This window comes from Photobacterium sp. (genome assembly GCF_033720175.1).
Lineage (GTDB): Bacteria > Pseudomonadota > Gammaproteobacteria > Enterobacterales > Vibrionaceae > Photobacterium.
In genome coordinates, this window is the sequence record NZ_JAWWDA010000007.1 from 27,858 (window position 1) to 43,318 (window position 15,461).

A 15,461-nucleotide genomic window follows, 5' to 3' on the forward strand; every position below is an offset into this window, starting at 1 on the left:
ACATTACCTTTATATACACATCATACATAATTGTTACTCGTGCAGATCGGATGAATCCAAATTCATAACCGCTTCTTTCTCATCATGCCGCATAATTACCACTGGGTTAGCAGTCATTGGCGGTTTGGTATAGACTGCCGCTCATTTCGTGCACTTTTTTTTGCGGAGCGGGCTACCCCCGACACTATCGATGATTACCTTTTCGGACATGCAACTTTTACGAGGCGGTAAAGTCCTTCTCGATAACGCCACTGCTACTATTCACCCCGGCGACAAAGTCGGGCTCGTTGGTAAGAACGGCTGTGGTAAATCTACCTTATTTGCTTTATTAAAAAATGAATTGAGTCTAGATGCCGGAAATTGCCAATTTCCGTCTAACTGGGAATTAGCATGGGTAGCACAGGAAACACCAGCACTTGAACGCAACGCCATTGAATATGTCATTGATGGCGACCGTGAATATCGTCAACTCGAACGTGATTTAGCAGCCGCAGAAGAGAGCAACGATGGAACGAAAGTCGCCGAACTTCATGGCAAGCTAGAGACCATTGGCGGCTACACGATCAATGCACGCGCCGCTGAATTGCTCGACGGTCTTGGTTTTTCCCAAGACCAAATGCAATGGCACCTAACCCAGTTTTCGGGTGGCTGGCGTATGCGTTTGAACCTGGCTCAAGCACTGTTATGCCGCTCCGATCTACTTCTGCTCGATGAACCGACTAACCACTTAGATCTCGATGCCGTTATGTGGCTGGAAAAATGGTTACAGAGCTACCGTGGTACCTTAGTACTGATTTCTCATGACCGCGACTTTCTTGATCCTGTGGTTAACCGCATCATTCATGTCGAGAACCAGACACTCAACAGCTACACCGGTAACTATTCATCGTTTGAAGTGCAACGCGCTGAAAAGTTAGTGCTGCAACAAGCGATGTATCAGAAACAGCAGAAGCAAGTTTCTCACATGCAATCGTATATTGACCGCTTCCGTTATAAAGCGAGCAAAGCACGCCAGGCACAAAGCCGAATTAAAGCACTCGACCGAATGGAAAAAGTGCTGCCAGCACAGCTTGATAACCCGTTTCTTTTTGAGTTCCGAGAGCCGCAAGCATTACCGAATCCGATCATGATGATGGATCAGGTAGCGGCGGGTTATAGCAATAATCTCATATTAGAAAAGATCCGCCTTAACCTGGTACCTGGTAGCCGGATTGGTTTGCTGGGTCGTAACGGGGCCGGTAAATCGACACTGATCAAGCTGTTATCTGGTGAGCTTCCAGCACAAGCCGGCGATTTAACCTACTCGCAAGGGGTGAAAATTGGTTACTTTGCCCAGCATCAGTTGGAAACATTGCGCCTTGACGATACGCCACTGCAGCATTTAGCACGGCTTGCCCCACAATCAACCGAGCAGCAGCTTCGCGATTACCTTGGTAGCTTTGGTTTCAACGGTGAAAAAGCCCTTGATAAAGTCGGGCCATTTTCTGGCGGCGAGAAAGCCCGATTAGTATTAGCACTGCTGGTATGGCAACGTCCTAACTTATTGTTGCTCGATGAACCGACTAACCACCTTGATTTGGATATGCGCCAGGCATTAACCTTTGCGCTGCAATCTTATGAAGGCGCCATGGTTATCGTGAGTCACGACCGTTATCTCTTAAGAGCAACGACGGATGACCTGTATCTGGTTCATGATCGTCAAGTTACCCCATTTGATGGCGACCTGACGGACTATCATAAATGGCTCGCCGAGCAGCAGCGTAATGAGCGTCGGGAGTTACAGGCCGCCAAACCTGACGTAACCAAAGAAAACAGCGCCGCATCACGTAAAGAACAAAAACGGCTGGAAGCAGAATTTCGCAAACAGACCGCGCCGTTGCGCAAGAAAATCACCAAGCTTGATCAGCAGATGGAAAAGCTGGGTGCTGATATTGCTGAGGCCGAAAACCAGCTCGCGGATCAGGCGATCTATGAAGCCGACAACAAGGCCCGGCTCCATGAGCAGCTAAGACGCCAGAGCGATGCTAAATCAGCGCTGGAAGAGGTCGAGATGGAGTGGATGGATCTGCAAGAGCAGGTGGAATCGATGGAGCAGGAATTTAACATTGGCGATCTTTAAGCCCGGCTATCTAACGCCATGACCTCGGAGTCATTACGCTTTTATCACCAGGATTTCTGGCAGTTCAGCCTGAGCCATTATGCTCAGGCTGGCGTCCAGTCAGCCTGTCTCTGCCTGCAAAATTGCTATCAGGGCAATGTTAACCTGGCCCTGCTGTTACACTGGCTCGACTGTCAGCATCAAAGCCTGTCGGACTATTGCCGACAACAACTCATCACCTGTCTAGGCCCCAGTGACAATCTACTGCAGCAGTATCGCACTATGCGTGATCAGTTAAAGCCACAACTGGGTGAAGCGGGATACAAGCAGCTACTGGCGTTCGAGCTGAAGCTGGAAAAAGGCCAGCAGCAGGCGCTTATCGCTCAGCTCAACCTCTGCATATTGCACTCTATGCCTCACCATGGCACCACCGATAACTTAAAAAGATATTGCAAACAGCTCGGTGCAAGCCAGTTATTCCCTCAGCTGACGGCAGTCACTCGCACCTAGGGCCAAGAACTGGAGTTTACCGCTCGATTCAGTCGCTATAAACTGGGGCCAGGCTTGCAGATACTGGCGAAAGTGTTAGAGAAAAGTCCAATAAATGATTTTCCCCTATAATGCCGGTGTAGTGCCAGACTAAAGTAACCAGCATAAGTTGAAAACATCACTTCAAACATGAGTGGAGCCATGATGCCTTTTAAGCCAGCGAACGGGCTGCGCAACGCCCATTTACAAACCCTGATCCCGCGATTCATCCGCCGCAAGCCTCTGTTTACCCCGGTGATTCAGCGCATTGAGACGCCTGACGGCGATTTCCTCGATCTGGCCTGGACAGCCCCTCCTGCTGAGCATCCCCGGAATAAACCGCTGATGATTCTGTTCCACGGCTTAGAAGGCAGTTTTAGCAGCCCCTATGCCAATGGCTTGCTCCATGCCGCCAGGCAACAAGGCTGGCTGGGGGTGATAATGCATTTTCGCGGTTGCAGCGGTGAGATCAACCGTCAGGCCCGCGGTTACCATTCGGGAGAAACCAGTGATGCCCGATTTTTTATTGACTGGCTGAAACAACAGTTCCCCGATGCCCCCTTATATGCTGTCGGGGTCTCGCTGGGCGGTAACATGCTGGTTAACTACCTGGCAGAAACAGGGGATGAATCTGGATTAACCGCTGCGCAGGTAATCTCCCCCCCGTTGGATTTAGAAGCTTGCTCAGAGCGAATCCAACAAGGTTTTTCCAGGATCTATCAACAGTACCTGCTTCACTCACTGAAAAGCACCTTAGCCAAGAAAATTATTGCCCTGCCTAATGCCATGCCCGTGGCAGCCGAGCAAGTACAGCATATTCAGTCATTGTGGCAATTTGACGATCAGGTTACAGCCCCCCTGCATGGCTTTAAAGATGCCGCAGACTACTACCAACAATGTAGCGGACTCAGTAAACTCCATCAGGTCAAAATTCCATTACGGATCATTCATGCGAAAGACGACCCTTTTATGACGCAGCGCGTTATTCCCCTGCAACCCTTGCCGGCGAATATTGACTATCACTTAACGGCAAATGGCGGTCATGTGGGATTTGTCTCCGGTTCCTGGCGCAATCCTGATTTCTGGTTGGAAAAGACGGTACCGGCATGGTTTAAGACGTTACCAGATCCCAGAGACTAGACTCGAGTCACGAATGTTGAGTACCGCTCTACAATCGATGAAATTAACAATATAATCAGCAGTCCAGTCAAGAACAGATGCAGTAACTATGATTATTCCCTGGCAAGATATCGACTCTGACACCCTAAATAATATGATTGAACACTTTGTGCTGCGCGAAGGCACTGACTACGGTGAGACCGAGCTCAACATGGAACACAAGGTGCAATATGTCCGAAAGCAGCTTGAATCCGGTGATGCGGTGATCGTCTTTTCTGAACTGCATGAATCTGTTGATATTAAACTCCGCAGAGATCTCAATTAGCGGATATCCTGCCCGCTTAAGGCCAACTTCTCCTTGACCCTGGCGCAACACCCTGTTAATAACTTTCATCGTAAACATTAACGACAGGGTATGTCATGTCTGCAAAACATCCGATTATTGCAGTAACAGGGTCTTCTGGTGCTGGCACCTCCACCACCTCAGAAGCATTTCGCAAAATGTTCAATATGATGAACTTCAATGCCGCCTTGCTGGAGGGAGACAGTTTCCATCGCTTCAGCCGTCCGGAAATGGATGTCGAAATTCGTAAAGCCAAAGAGCAAGGCCGCCATGTCAGTTATTTTGGCCCGCAAGCTAACGACTTCGCCCAACTTGAAGCCTTTTTCCGCCAGTATGGTGACGATGGCAGTGGTCAATTCCGTCGCTACCTGCATACTTTTGATGAAGCGGTTCCCTATAACCAGATGCCGGGATCCTTCACTCCCTGGCAGGAGCTGCCTGAAAATACGGATGTGCTCTTTTACGAAGGTTTACATGGCGGTGTTGTTGACGGTGAGATCAATGCTGCACAACATGTCGATTTGCTGATTGGGATGGTACCGATTGTCAATTTGGAATGGATTCAGAAGATCGTCCGCGACACACGTGACCGCGGCCATTCCCGAGAAGCTGTCATGGAGTCTATCGTCCGCTCGATGGACGATTACCTCAATTATATTACGCCGCAGTTTTCGCGCACCCATATCAACTTCCAGCGGGTGCCGACCATCGATACATCCAACCCATTCAGTGCCAAAGGCATTCCGAGTCTGGATGAAAGCTTTGTGGTCATTCGCTTTCGCGGCATTAAAAATGTCGATTTCCCCTATCTGCTCTCAATGATCCAGGGCTCGTTTATGTCAAGCCATAACACCCTGGTGGTACCGGGCGGGAAAATGAGCTTTGCGATGGAGTTGATCATGCGCCCGTTGATCCAGATGTTAATCGAAACCGGAAAGATCGGGTAAACCTGAGGCGAGTGGCGAGTAACGAGATGTGGGCTTCCCGTTACCCGACAGATATCTCCTGTGGTCCTGTGGTCCTGTGGTCCTGTGGTCCTGTGGTCCTGTGGTCCTGTGGTCCTGTGGTCCTGTGGTCCTGTGGTCCTGCAAGCAGGCTCTCCGAGCCATAGTTGGGGTCAAGTTGTGGTTCTTTCTCGAAACTCGAACCTAATGACTCGAAACTGTTTATTCGAAACTTAGCCCTTAACTATTTCATACGAATGCGTCATCTCTACCCCTTCGCCCAGCATCAGGCACACAGAGCAGTATTTCTGCAGTGAATCTGCGACGACGCTGGCAACCTTGGCCTCGTCCAGATCATAGCCAGTAACCACGAAATGCAGGTTAGCCGAGGTGAAAATACGCGGTGCCTGTTCACGGCGAACAGAAGAGATCTGCGCCTCACAGCCGGTGATTTTTTGCCCGGCAGACTGCAAACCGTCGACAACATCAACGGAACTACAGCCACCAGCAGCCATCAACACCATTTCCATCGGACTGGGGGCTTTTTCGCCCCCATTGCCATCCATAACGACACTGTGACCAGAATCTGTCTGGCCCAGAAAGGTCATCCCTTCTACCCATTTCACTCGTGATTGCATTGCTTTCTCCTTACTTTAAACAGGGTAATTATGCATTAACTAACAACTGTGTGATCATGTGCACACTTATGAGTACCAAATGGCCATATCTGATAGATCAATATCAAGAAAAAGGCGCCGAAAAAAGATAAACTCTCAAGTAAATATTCAAGTGAACTTGCAGCCTAGCGGCTGAATGAATATCCTAATCAGCGAACAATTCTATTGTTAGGCCCAGCCTTGAATTATATGGATGTCGTTGTTGGGCAACAAACGCAGAGGAAGTTAGAAATATGGTTCCAGGTAAACCTCAAACAGATCCAACTCTAGAGTGGTTTCTTTCCCATTGCCACATTCACAAATATCCGTCAAAGAGTACTTTGATCCATGCGGGAGAGAAAGCAGAAACTCTCTACTACATTGTGAAAGGTTCTGTTGCCGTATTGATCAAGGATGAAGAAGGCAAAGAAATGATCCTGTCTTACCTTAACCAGGGTGACTTCATCGGTGAGCTAGGCTTATTTGAAGAAGAGCAGGAACGTACCGCATGGGTACGTGCCAAGAGCCCTTGTGAAGTGGCAGAGATTTCTTTCAAAAAATTCCGCCAGCTTATTCAGGTCAACCCAGATATTCTGATGCGCCTTTCTGCACAGATGGCCAGCCGTTTGCAAATCACCAGCCAGAAAGTCGGCGATCTTGCATTCCTTGACGTCACAGGCCGTATTGCACAGACATTGCTAAATCTTGCAAAACAACCTGATGCAATGACTCACCCAGACGGTATGCAAATCAAGATCACCCGTCAGGAAATTGGTCAGATTGTGGGCTGCTCGCGTGAAACGGTAGGTCGTATCCTTAAGATGCTGGAAGAGCAGAATCTGATTTCTGCCCACGGCAAAACTATCGTGGTTTACGGCACTCGCTAACCGGCCTGCGAATAGGTTGATAAAAAGCCGCTGAATGCGGCTTTTTTTGTAACTGCGAAATATATAATTATCACCACAAGGCATAAAGAGATCGCAAAACGTATATTCTTTCGTACCCTTCACTGTTTATTCACTTGCCAATAATAACACCAGTGCTACATTGTGCATATTGACTACTTCAGAGGTGTCTTGATATGGATATCGAACGCTTTTCTCCACACACTCAGGTTCCTGCCCAGGCTGTCATTGCAGCCTTACCCGCGACTATTGAAATGACTGGCTTTAGCGGTCCTCGTCATTATCTTGAACAGCAAACCCTGTTCAGCCAGCGTCAACGCACCGTGCACGGTAAGGAGTTGTGGAGCCCTCCTTTAGATTGCCATCAAGCTAACCAATAACGGCAACAAAAAACAGCGGCCAAGACCGCTGTTTTCCCCTCGGTTTACTTTTACTGTCGCAATGCCTTACTCACTCGTACTTTCAAAGATCTTATCCGCCGACGCTTCAACAAACCCGCGGAACAGTTCACCATTCGCCTGAGGATAGCGCTTAGCAAACTCATAGAAGCCGCCCGGGATTATTTTTTCACCGTCAAGAAAATCGACCGCGACCTTGTCAGCCATCGTGGCCGACTGTTCCAGCATCACCTCTGGCCCCCCTTTCACTTCACCGCCCGCCTCATTAATTGCAAAACCATTGTGGCGCAGCAGATGGTTCACTTCACGGATCTCAGTGAACTGCTCAAGCTGGTTAATGCTGACGGTAAAATGATTGGCCCCGAAGCCATGTGCGGCGACCCAGCCCGCATACTCGCTTTCAGCCGATAACATCTCATACGTCGCCGAATCGATATCCCACAAACGGCCACAGCAAACAAACTCAGGATCATGAATTGCCAGCTCCGGTATTTGGTCAACCAGTCCGCGTACCGTCTCCTGCAACAGAGAAGAACACTGTCCCAGCAGCAGCTCGCTGATAAAGACTTTTGGTGCTAATGGGTTCGGATGCTCAAAATGCTCCGCATACAACTTTTTGGCTTCAAAATGATACTTACCACATGGCTTATAGCCAATGGCTATGAAAGGGGCGGCCAGCTTATCCAACCCCACTTTCGGCAGATTAAAGGTCCGCAGTGCGATGTGATCATTGAGCAGGGGTTCATCTTCGGTTAACAGATCATGTACCTTTGCTGCCGAAGGGCACAGACGTTGCGTATAGTCTTGCCACAGGGCATTAAACAATTGCTCCACTCTTTCCATGATGAATATCTCCCCTTGCTGATAATAATTGCCGTCATAAACGGGTATCGGTGATTACAGCTGAACCCCGGGTGACAGCTGTGCCGGCAGCTCTGTTTGTTCACCTTCCATCGATGCCATAGGGTAAGCACAATAGTCGGCGGCGTAATAAGCACTCGGACGCAGGTTGCCTGATGCACCTGGGCCACCAAACGGCGCATCACCGCTGGCTCCTGTCAACTGACGGTTGCGGTTTACAATACCGGCACGGATATGATCAATAAAATACTGCCATTCTGCATCATCGGTAGAAACCAGGCCGGCAGACAAGCCATAGCGAGTATCATTCGCCATCGCGACGGCCTGCGGCAGATCCTGATAACGGGCAACCTGAAGTAATGGGCCAAAGTATTCTTCATCTGGCAGCTCAGCAATCTGGCTCACTTCAATAATAGCAGGTGTGACTATCGCTCCCTGACCACGTTTCGCTTCAAGTAATAGCTTCCCGCCTAAACTTACCAGATTTGCTTGTGCGGCAATGATCCCGTCAGCCGCTCGCTCTGAAATTTGCGGCCCCATAAACGGTTGCGGTTCGGCAAATGGCCCATCAATTTTCAGCTGACCTGTCGCTTGAACCAGACGGTTCAGAATCGCGTCGCCTTCCGATCCTTGCGGCAGGTACAACCGGCGAGCACAAGTACAGCGCTGGCCGGCACTGATAAAGGCTGACTGGATAATCGTGTAGACCGTCGCATCAAGCTCGCCATAGGCTTTCGAGATCACCATCGGGTTATTGCCGCCCATTTCCAGCGCCAGCATCTTGCCGGGCTGTCCGGCAAACTGACGGTGCAGGATGTGGCCGGTATTGGCACTCCCGGTAAACAGCAAGCCATCAATCCCTTTCGAGTTCGCTAACGCCTCGCCCGTTGCACGTGCTCCCTGAACCATATTCATCACCCCTGCTGGCAAGCCCGCCTGTTGCCACAGCTTCATGGTTTCTTCTGCCACTTTTGGCGTCAGCTCTGAAGGCTTAAAGACCACAGTATTACCTGATATCAGGGCCGGCACGATATGACCGTTGGGTAGATGGCCGGGGAAATTATACGGGCCAAATACAGCCATCACGCCAAGCGGACGATGACGCAAAACTGCCGCCGTACCGGCGATATCTTTTTGCCTTTCACCGGTTCGCTCATGGTAAGCCCGCAGTGAAATGGCTATTTTACCGACCATGGCAGCAGCTTCCGTACGGGTTTCCCACAATGGCTTACCGGTCTCTTCAGCTATCGTACGGGCAATATGCTCACTGTGTTCTTTTACCAGCTCAGCAAATTTTTCCACAATAGCCTGGCGGTCAGCTAAACCTGTTTTACGCCAGCTCACCAGCGCTTCACGGGCACAGGTTACAGCCTGTTCAACCTGTTCCGGGGTTGCAGCCTGCCCTTGCCAAATCACTTCGCCACTAAAAGGGTTCAGTGACTGCATCGGCTCACCCAGCCCTGCCACCCATTTTCCCGCAATCCATTGAGTCATTATGTTCTCCTTTCTCTGCCCGTTATTTACTGGGCGATCAACCGCACCGGATCGCCGTTCTTAACCTGTAATGCTGCCGCCATTTCCGGGGTGACCAGCGCTACATTACGCTCACCATCGACCGCGATTTTGCCGACAGCAGCCCGGAAATTCGCAAACGAGGTATTACTCACCAGATAGTCATGCGAACTGCTGTGTGTACCGATTTCGACAGTACAACGCTGCGAATGGCGTACCGTTTCAATGTTGCGCACATCACACTCAACCGTCGGCCCGGCATCAAAAATATCGACATAACCACGGCAGCAGAATCCTTCGTTTTCAAGCAAACGCAGAGCCGGCCGGGTTTTCTCATGTACCTGACCAATCACCGCTTGTGCTTCCGGACTCAGCAGATTGACGTAAATAGGCAGTTTAGGCATCAAGTCGGCGATAAAGCCTTTTGCACCAATGCCGGTAAGGTAATCAGCATGGGTGAAATCGATCGAGAAAAAATGCTCTCTAAGCCATTCCCAGAAAGGCGAATGCCCCTCTTCATCTGACACCCCGCGCATTTCCGCCAGCACAGTTTCAGAAAAACGGTGCTTGTGCTCAGCCAACATTAAGAACCGGCACTTGGATAACAGGCGGCCATTCAAACCATGGCGCCATTCCGGCCGTAAAAACAACGTACAAAGCTCACTATTACCCGTGTAATTATTACCAAAAGTCAGTACTTTAACTACATTATGGACGCCAAGACGGCGTGAGGCATGTACGACCGTGCTGATGTGGTAGGTATAGAAAGGGATATCTAAGCCAATGGCGGCTTCTATTCCCGTCGTCCCTGCGATTTCTCCTGTTTCTGTGTCTTCAGCAACCATCAGGTAGCCTTCTGTGCCCGGCTCGGTAACGTCTTTGGCAAAGCTCTCGACTGAGTGGGAAATCCTGTTACGCAGAATTTCTTCGTTAACAGGCAGTGAAGTAAAACCATGACCTGACTCTTCTGCGCAGCGCATCAGCGCCGGATAGTCAGCTTCGGTAATAGGACGAATAACCAGCATCAAATTCCCTCCAGATGCAGGTGGCGGCAGGTGCCGCCAACCATAAATTATTGTAACGACATGCCTTGTTCTAACCACATGAATTGTTGTTACGACAGAATGTACTGTCTTCCTTCCCTTAATTTATGGGAAAGCGCATGGGAAAGGGGCAGTGCCAGGCTTTCCTGCCCATCACTGCCTGAGCAAATATCTTGACGATGTTACTGTGTATGAAGTTTAGCAATTGCGCGCTCTAAACGCGCCATTCCTTCATCTACGTCGGCTTTGTCTATCACCAGTGATGGCGTAAAGCGCACCACATTGGCACCAGCGACCAGCACCATCAAACCTTCTTCACCCGCGGCAAGCAGAATATCGCGAGCCCGGCCCTGCCATTTTTCATTCAGAGCGGCACCTAATAGCAGGCCTTTACCACGGATCTCCTCAAAGGTTGGGTACTTGGCATTTATTTTCGCCAGTCCATCACGAAACCATTGTTCGCGCTCTTTCACACCGGCCAGTACTTCCGGTTTGGTCACTTCATCAATCACGGCTTCTGCAACCGCACACGCCAATGGATTACCGCCATAGGTTGAACCATGCGTGCCGACTTTCATGTGTGACGCAAGCTCTGAGGTAGTCAGCATTGCACCAATAGGGAACCCCCCACCCAGCGATTTAGCAGTACTCAGAATATCCGGTGTGACACCCAACCCCTGGTAAGCATAAAAATCCCCGGTACGGCCGTTACCGGTTTGCACTTCATCAAAAATCAACAGTGCATTGTGTTTATCACACAACTCTCTGACCCCCTGAATAAACTCGGGGGTCGGGGAAATAATCCCCCCTTCTCCTTGCAACGGCTCCATCATCACCGCACAGGTGCGATCAGACATCAGCCCAGCTAAGGCTGCTAAGTCATTATAAGGGATGTGGGAGACGGCCTGTGGTTTAGGGCCGAAGCCGTCAGAGTAGGCCGCCTGCCCCCCCACCGTTACCGTAAAGAACGTACGGCCATGGAAACCCTGCTCGAAGGCAATAATTTCTGATTTCTCAGGGCCAAATTTATCCGCGGCGTAACGACGAGCCAGTTTCAGTGCCGCCTCATTGGCTTCAGCACCAGAGTTCGCAAAGAACACCTTTTCAGCAAAGCTGTGCTCTGTGAGCTTTTTCGCCAGACGTAAAGCCGGTTCGTTGGTCATCACATTGCTGAGGTGCCATAACTTATCGGCTTGCGATTTTAGAGCATTCACCATAGCAGGATGACAATGCCCCAGGCAGCTCACCGCAATACCACCGGCAAAGTCGATATATTCGCGATCGTCCTGATCCCAGACACGTGACCCCTGCCCCTTCACCGGAATAATCTGCATCGGGGAATAACAAGGAACCATGACCTCATCAAATAATTTACGTTCTACTTTTTGATCCGTTGCCATCACATTATCCTTCTGTGCACGCCGTCTTAAGCATAGTATTTACATTTTATTAACCAATTCCAATAGCAGAATATATTTTTTGTCTGACAAAGAAATTGCTTACACCCAGTTTATGTACATATTTATGCGGGATAAAGGAAAAGTTATTAAGTGGGGATTAGATAAAGCTGTTTTTCCACCTAGGAAACAAAGCGTGACGGAAAATAGGCGAGTGAATAAGATTGCTCGCAGTATTCAGCAAGAAAAGATAATAAAATGTTACAAATAGTGATAAAGATCGCGATTGTGAGGCCGATAAAAAACAGAAAAATGGCCATTCCTGCCTAAATCAAGTTATTTCACGCTGGAGAAAGTTCGCTAATAGCTGATGACCTTGCTCGGTCAGAATACTTTCAGGATGAAATTGCACACCTTCAATCGGCAATGTTTTATGGGCAATACCCATGATCTCATCAAACTGGCCGTCTTTTTCCGTCCAGGCCGTCACATCGAAACACTCAGGCAGGGTATCGGCTTTCACCACCAGAGAGTGATAGCGAGTGACCGTCAACGGGTTATTGAGCGAGTGGAAGACACTGCGGTCGGTATGGATCACCGGTGATGTCTTACCGTGCATAACCTGACGGGCACGTACCACTTCGGCGCCGAATACCTGAGCAATAGCCTGATGGCCTAAACAAACCCCGAGGATAGGTAGCCGGCCCGAAAAATGTTCAACCGCCTGGAGCGAAATACCCGCATCATCAGGGGTACAAGGCCCGGGGGAGATCACCAAATGAGTCGGATTGAGCGCAGCAATGCCGGCAATATCGATTTCATCATTACGCACCACTTTCACCGTCGCACCTAACTCGCAAAAGTACTGGTACAGGTTGTAGGTAAAAGAGTCGTAGTTGTCGATAATTAGCAGCATTGATCCATCAGCCCCGGGTGATTTGGCGGTCTATTTTGCTATAGGAAATAAGAAAGGCAAGCTTTACCAGACAACAGCGCTAAAAAAGGCCAGCATATGCTGGCCCCAATAATTACAGAATGCCCGTTATTACGGACGGGGAACGAACCCTACCGCTTCATACACTTTTTTCAGGACAACAGATGCGCGTGCTGACGCTTTCTCAGCACCTGCACTCATCACCTGATCTAAGAATGCGCGGTCTTCACGGTACTCTTTGTAACGGGCTTGCAGAGGCTCAACCATCGCCACAACGGCTTCTGCCGTATCTTTTTTCAGGTGACCGTACATCTTGTCTGCGTATTCTGCCTCGATCTGATCCAGACTCTTGCCTGTCACACCCGACATAATACCCATGAGGTTAGACACGCCCGGCTTGTTAGCAATATCAAACACGATACGCGCGGGATCTTCAGAATCGGTAACTGCACGTTTGATTTTCTTGGTGATCGATTTCGGGTCTTCAAGCAGGCCAATAACATTATTGCGGTTATCGTCTGACTTGGACATTTTCTTCAGCGGATCTTGCAGGCTCATGACGCGCGCACCAACCGGTGGAATATACGGTTCCGGAACCACAAACGTGTCGCCATACAGGTTGTTAAAACGGTTCGCAATGTCACGAGCCAGCTCTAGGTGCTGTTTCTGATCGTCACCCACAGGCACCTGGTTTGCACCGTAAAGCAGAATGTCTCCCGCCATTAATACCGGGTAGCTAAACAGCCCGCAATTGATATTATCAGCGTTACGCTGCGATTTATCTTTAAACTGGGTCATACGATTAAGCTCACCCATCTGGGTGTAGCAGCTTAGAATCCAGCCAAGCTGAGCATGCTCAGGCACATGGGACTGTACGAACAACGTGCTCTTTTCCGGGGTAACACCTACCGCAAGGCAAAGTGCCAGTGCGTCAAGTGTCGCTTCATAAAGTGCGGCCGGATCCTGACGTACGGTGATGGCATGAAGGTCAACCACACAGTATTGGCAATTGTAATCATCCTGCATCTGTTCCCACTGACGCAGCGCACCCATGTAGTTACCAATACTCAATTCGCCGGAAGGCTGCACGCCACTTAAAACAATGGGTTTACTCATGATGGGATTTTCCTATCTAACCTGACTAAGCCGCGACTCTATCGCCGCTGGCAGACATATCAAAAAAAGGCTTATTTCTAGAATCTAGATTCTAACCACTTCAGTCAGCTGGCTAAAGTGATCTAACACAATATCTGGCTCACTGGCACTGATTGGCTGGCCATAATTGTAACCATATGTGAGACCTACAACATAACATGTTGCTGCTTTAGCTGCCAAAATATCATTGCGGGAATCACCGACCATCAGCATCTCCGAGGCGGTCAGCTGATGTTTTTCCATCAACCAGTGCAACGCATAAGGATCCGGTTTCTTCAACGGAAAAGTATCGCCACCGACAACATCCGAAAAGTAATCACTGATACCATGTTGTTCCAGCAGGTGAGGAACAAACTGAGCAGGTTTGTTCGTCACAATTGCCATCGGGATCTTAGCCTGGTGGAAGGCAGACAATGTCTCTTTCACTCCGGGGTACAGGGCACTTTTGTGGTGGCCGCCCTCATCATAGAAGCGATCAAATAAAGCCCGGGCTTGTTGATGCAAGGCGGGATCAAGATCCGGCGCGACCTCATGGCTCAAGCTTAACGCCCTGCCAATCAGAATATCGGCACCGTTGCCGATCCAGAGGGTAACCTGCTCGACCGAGACGCCGGGACGGCCTAACGCTTGCATGGCCTTATCTGCCGCATCCGCCAGATCGGGAACGCTGTCGAGCAGCGTTCCGTCCAGATCAAAAGCAATAAATTTTATGCCTTCAAACAATTTCATTATCACTCAACCTTAGCCAGCTCTTCACGCATTGCATCGATCGCCGCTTTATAATCAGGTTGATTAAAAATGGCAGAGCCGGCAACAAACATATCGGCGCCCGCTTCTGCAATTTCGCGAATATTATCTACTTTTACACCGCCATCAATTTCTAGACGAATATTTCGACCTGATTCATCTATACGCTTACGTACTTCACGTAATTTATCCAGCGTGTTCGGAATAAAAGACTGACCACCAAAGCCAGGATTCACTGACATCAGTAGGATCATATCGACTTTATCCATGATGTGATCAAGAGAATGAAGTGGCGTGGCGGGGTTTAATACCACGCCGGCCTGACAGCCGTGTTCTTTAATTAGCTGCAGGGTACGATCCAGGTGTTCAGTTGCTTCGACATGGAAGGTGATCATCGTAGCGCCTGCCTTAGCGAAATCCGGAATAATTCGGTCAACCGGTTTCACCATCAGGTGCACATCGATCGGGGCTGTTATGCCATAATCACGCAATGCCTGACAGATTGGCGCACCAAACGTCAGGTTTGGTACATAGTGATTATCCATCACATCAAAGTGCACCACATCCGCACCCGCAGCCAATACTTTCTCAACATCTTCACCAAGACGTGCGAAATCTGCAGACAAGATAGATGGTGCAATCAAAAAATCCTTCATGTTCAGCCTCTATACGATACCAATGGTCACGGTTAAAATCGCCGCAATTCTACCCGATCCGGTTAACAATGTCTTAATAGATATATTCAAACGACGGTGATTCAGCATTAAGTGATGGTTTAGGTAGTAAGCTAAAAAGACCAGAACGAACGACTGGAAGGGAGA

16 protein-coding genes are annotated in these 15,461 nt (G+C 49.4%); 7 read left to right on the plus strand and 9 right to left on the minus strand.

Translation table 11 applies throughout. From position 1 onward, the window contains the following. The first annotated feature begins 190 nt into the window (after positions 1–190). From R3289_RS09580 to R3289_RS09600, 5 genes are all read left to right on the plus strand, one after another. Positions 191–2,119, plus strand: a complete 1,929-nt coding sequence (locus R3289_RS09580) for an ABC transporter ATP-binding protein (protein WP_318925283.1) — start codon at positions 191–193, stop codon at positions 2,117–2,119. A gap of 18 nt (positions 2,120–2,137) precedes the next feature. Beyond that, positions 2,138–2,608 (plus strand): TIGR02444 family protein, encoded by a 471-nt coding sequence (locus R3289_RS09585; protein ID WP_318925284.1) that lies wholly within the window; start codon positions 2,138–2,140, stop codon positions 2,606–2,608. A gap of 180 nt (positions 2,609–2,788) precedes the next feature. Next, entirely contained in the window at positions 2,789–3,766 is a 978-nt protein-coding gene (locus tag R3289_RS09590; protein ID WP_318925285.1) for a hydrolase, read from the plus strand. Between the two features lie 88 nt (positions 3,767–3,854). After that, positions 3,855–4,070, plus strand: coding sequence for a YheU family protein (locus R3289_RS09595; RefSeq protein ID WP_318925286.1), 216 nt, complete (start codon positions 3,855–3,857; stop codon positions 4,068–4,070). 95 nt (positions 4,071–4,165) lie between these two features. Beyond that, positions 4,166–5,035 (plus strand): phosphoribulokinase, encoded by an 870-nt coding sequence (locus R3289_RS09600; RefSeq protein WP_318925287.1) that lies wholly within the window; start codon positions 4,166–4,168, stop codon positions 5,033–5,035. Positions 5,036–5,265: 230 nt separating this feature from the next. Here the strand turns inward: R3289_RS09600 and R3289_RS09605 are convergent, their stop codons facing one another. After that, positions 5,266–5,670, minus strand: coding sequence for an OsmC family protein (locus tag R3289_RS09605; RefSeq protein WP_318925288.1), 405 nt, complete (start codon positions 5,668–5,670; stop codon positions 5,266–5,268). A 272-nt stretch (positions 5,671–5,942) separates the two neighbouring features. On the opposite strand from R3289_RS09605, the gene crp reads away from it, so the two are divergent. Both crp and R3289_RS09615 read left to right on the plus strand, forming a co-directional pair. Next, positions 5,943–6,575: a cAMP-activated global transcriptional regulator CRP gene (gene crp, locus R3289_RS09610; protein WP_107283429.1), complete on the plus strand. Its 633-nt coding sequence runs from the start codon at positions 5,943–5,945 to the stop codon at positions 6,573–6,575. A gap of 194 nt (positions 6,576–6,769) precedes the next feature. After that, on the plus strand, positions 6,770–6,973 hold the full coding sequence (locus R3289_RS09615; RefSeq protein WP_318925289.1) for a hypothetical protein: 204 nt from the start codon (positions 6,770–6,772) through the stop codon (positions 6,971–6,973). A gap of 66 nt (positions 6,974–7,039) precedes the next feature. Here the strand turns inward: R3289_RS09615 and R3289_RS09620 are convergent, their stop codons facing one another. The 8 genes from R3289_RS09620 to rpe form a co-directional block, all read right to left on the minus strand. Next, the gene (locus R3289_RS09620; protein ID WP_318925290.1) at positions 7,040–7,834 is read right to left on the minus strand and encodes a DUF1338 domain-containing protein; all 795 of its coding nucleotides are present in this window, start codon (positions 7,832–7,834) and stop codon (positions 7,040–7,042) included. 54 nt (positions 7,835–7,888) lie between these two features. Next, positions 7,889–9,346: a succinylglutamate-semialdehyde dehydrogenase gene (gene astD / locus R3289_RS09625; RefSeq protein WP_318925291.1), complete on the minus strand. Its 1,458-nt coding sequence runs from the start codon at positions 9,344–9,346 to the stop codon at positions 7,889–7,891. 26 nt (positions 9,347–9,372) lie between these two features. Beyond that, entirely contained in the window at positions 9,373–10,389 is a 1,017-nt protein-coding gene (gene astA, locus R3289_RS09630; RefSeq protein WP_318925292.1) for an arginine N-succinyltransferase, read from the minus strand. 200 nt (positions 10,390–10,589) lie between these two features. Next, on the minus strand, positions 10,590–11,807 hold the full coding sequence (locus R3289_RS09635; protein ID WP_318925293.1) for an aspartate aminotransferase family protein: 1,218 nt from the start codon (positions 11,805–11,807) through the stop codon (positions 10,590–10,592). A gap of 328 nt (positions 11,808–12,135) precedes the next feature. Further along, positions 12,136–12,720, minus strand: coding sequence for an aminodeoxychorismate/anthranilate synthase component II (locus R3289_RS09640; protein ID WP_318925294.1), 585 nt, complete (start codon positions 12,718–12,720; stop codon positions 12,136–12,138). A gap of 129 nt (positions 12,721–12,849) precedes the next feature. Continuing rightward, positions 12,850–13,854: a tryptophan--tRNA ligase gene (trpS, locus tag R3289_RS09645; RefSeq protein WP_318925295.1), complete on the minus strand. Its 1,005-nt coding sequence runs from the start codon at positions 13,852–13,854 to the stop codon at positions 12,850–12,852. Between the two features lie 84 nt (positions 13,855–13,938). Then, complete coding sequence (locus R3289_RS09650) at positions 13,939–14,622, minus strand: phosphoglycolate phosphatase (protein ID WP_318925296.1); 684 nt, start codon at positions 14,620–14,622, stop codon at positions 13,939–13,941. Positions 14,623–14,624: 2 nt separating this feature from the next. Continuing rightward, positions 14,625–15,296, minus strand: coding sequence for a ribulose-phosphate 3-epimerase (gene rpe / locus R3289_RS09655; RefSeq protein ID WP_318925297.1), 672 nt, complete (start codon positions 15,294–15,296; stop codon positions 14,625–14,627). Positions 15,297–15,461: the final 165 nt, after the last annotated feature.

Excerpts from the sequence above, each read along its gene's own strand:
- R3289_RS09580 (WP_318925283.1), top strand. The coding sequence starts at position 191 with ATGATTACCTTTTCGGACATGCAACTTTTACGAGGCGGTAAAGTCCTT.
- R3289_RS09585 (WP_318925284.1), top strand. The coding sequence starts at position 2,138 with ATGACCTCGGAGTCATTACGCTTTTATCACCAGGATTTCTGGCAGTTC.
- R3289_RS09590 (WP_318925285.1), top strand. The coding sequence starts at position 2,789 with ATGATGCCTTTTAAGCCAGCGAACGGGCTGCGCAACGCCCATTTACAA.
- R3289_RS09595 (WP_318925286.1), top strand. The coding sequence starts at position 3,855 with ATGATTATTCCCTGGCAAGATATCGACTCTGACACCCTAAATAATATG.
- R3289_RS09600 (WP_318925287.1), top strand. The coding sequence starts at position 4,166 with ATGTCTGCAAAACATCCGATTATTGCAGTAACAGGGTCTTCTGGTGCT.
- R3289_RS09605 (WP_318925288.1), bottom strand. The coding sequence starts at position 5,670 with ATGCAATCACGAGTGAAATGGGTAGAAGGGATGACCTTTCTGGGCCAG.
- crp (WP_107283429.1), top strand. The coding sequence starts at position 5,943 with ATGGTTCCAGGTAAACCTCAAACAGATCCAACTCTAGAGTGGTTTCTT.
- R3289_RS09615 (WP_318925289.1), top strand. The coding sequence starts at position 6,770 with ATGGATATCGAACGCTTTTCTCCACACACTCAGGTTCCTGCCCAGGCT.
- R3289_RS09620 (WP_318925290.1), bottom strand. The coding sequence starts at position 7,834 with ATGGAAAGAGTGGAGCAATTGTTTAATGCCCTGTGGCAAGACTATACG.
- astD (WP_318925291.1), bottom strand. The coding sequence starts at position 9,346 with ATGACTCAATGGATTGCGGGAAAATGGGTGGCAGGGCTGGGTGAGCCG.
- astA (WP_318925292.1), bottom strand. The coding sequence starts at position 10,389 with ATGCTGGTTATTCGTCCTATTACCGAAGCTGACTATCCGGCGCTGATG.
- R3289_RS09635 (WP_318925293.1), bottom strand. The coding sequence starts at position 11,807 with ATGGCAACGGATCAAAAAGTAGAACGTAAATTATTTGATGAGGTCATG.
- R3289_RS09640 (WP_318925294.1), bottom strand. The coding sequence starts at position 12,720 with ATGCTGCTAATTATCGACAACTACGACTCTTTTACCTACAACCTGTAC.
- trpS (WP_318925295.1), bottom strand. The coding sequence starts at position 13,854 with ATGAGTAAACCCATTGTTTTAAGTGGCGTGCAGCCTTCCGGCGAATTG.
- R3289_RS09650 (WP_318925296.1), bottom strand. The coding sequence starts at position 14,622 with ATGAAATTGTTTGAAGGCATAAAATTTATTGCTTTTGATCTGGACGGA.
- rpe (WP_318925297.1), bottom strand. The coding sequence starts at position 15,296 with ATGAAGGATTTTTTGATTGCACCATCTATCTTGTCTGCAGATTTCGCA.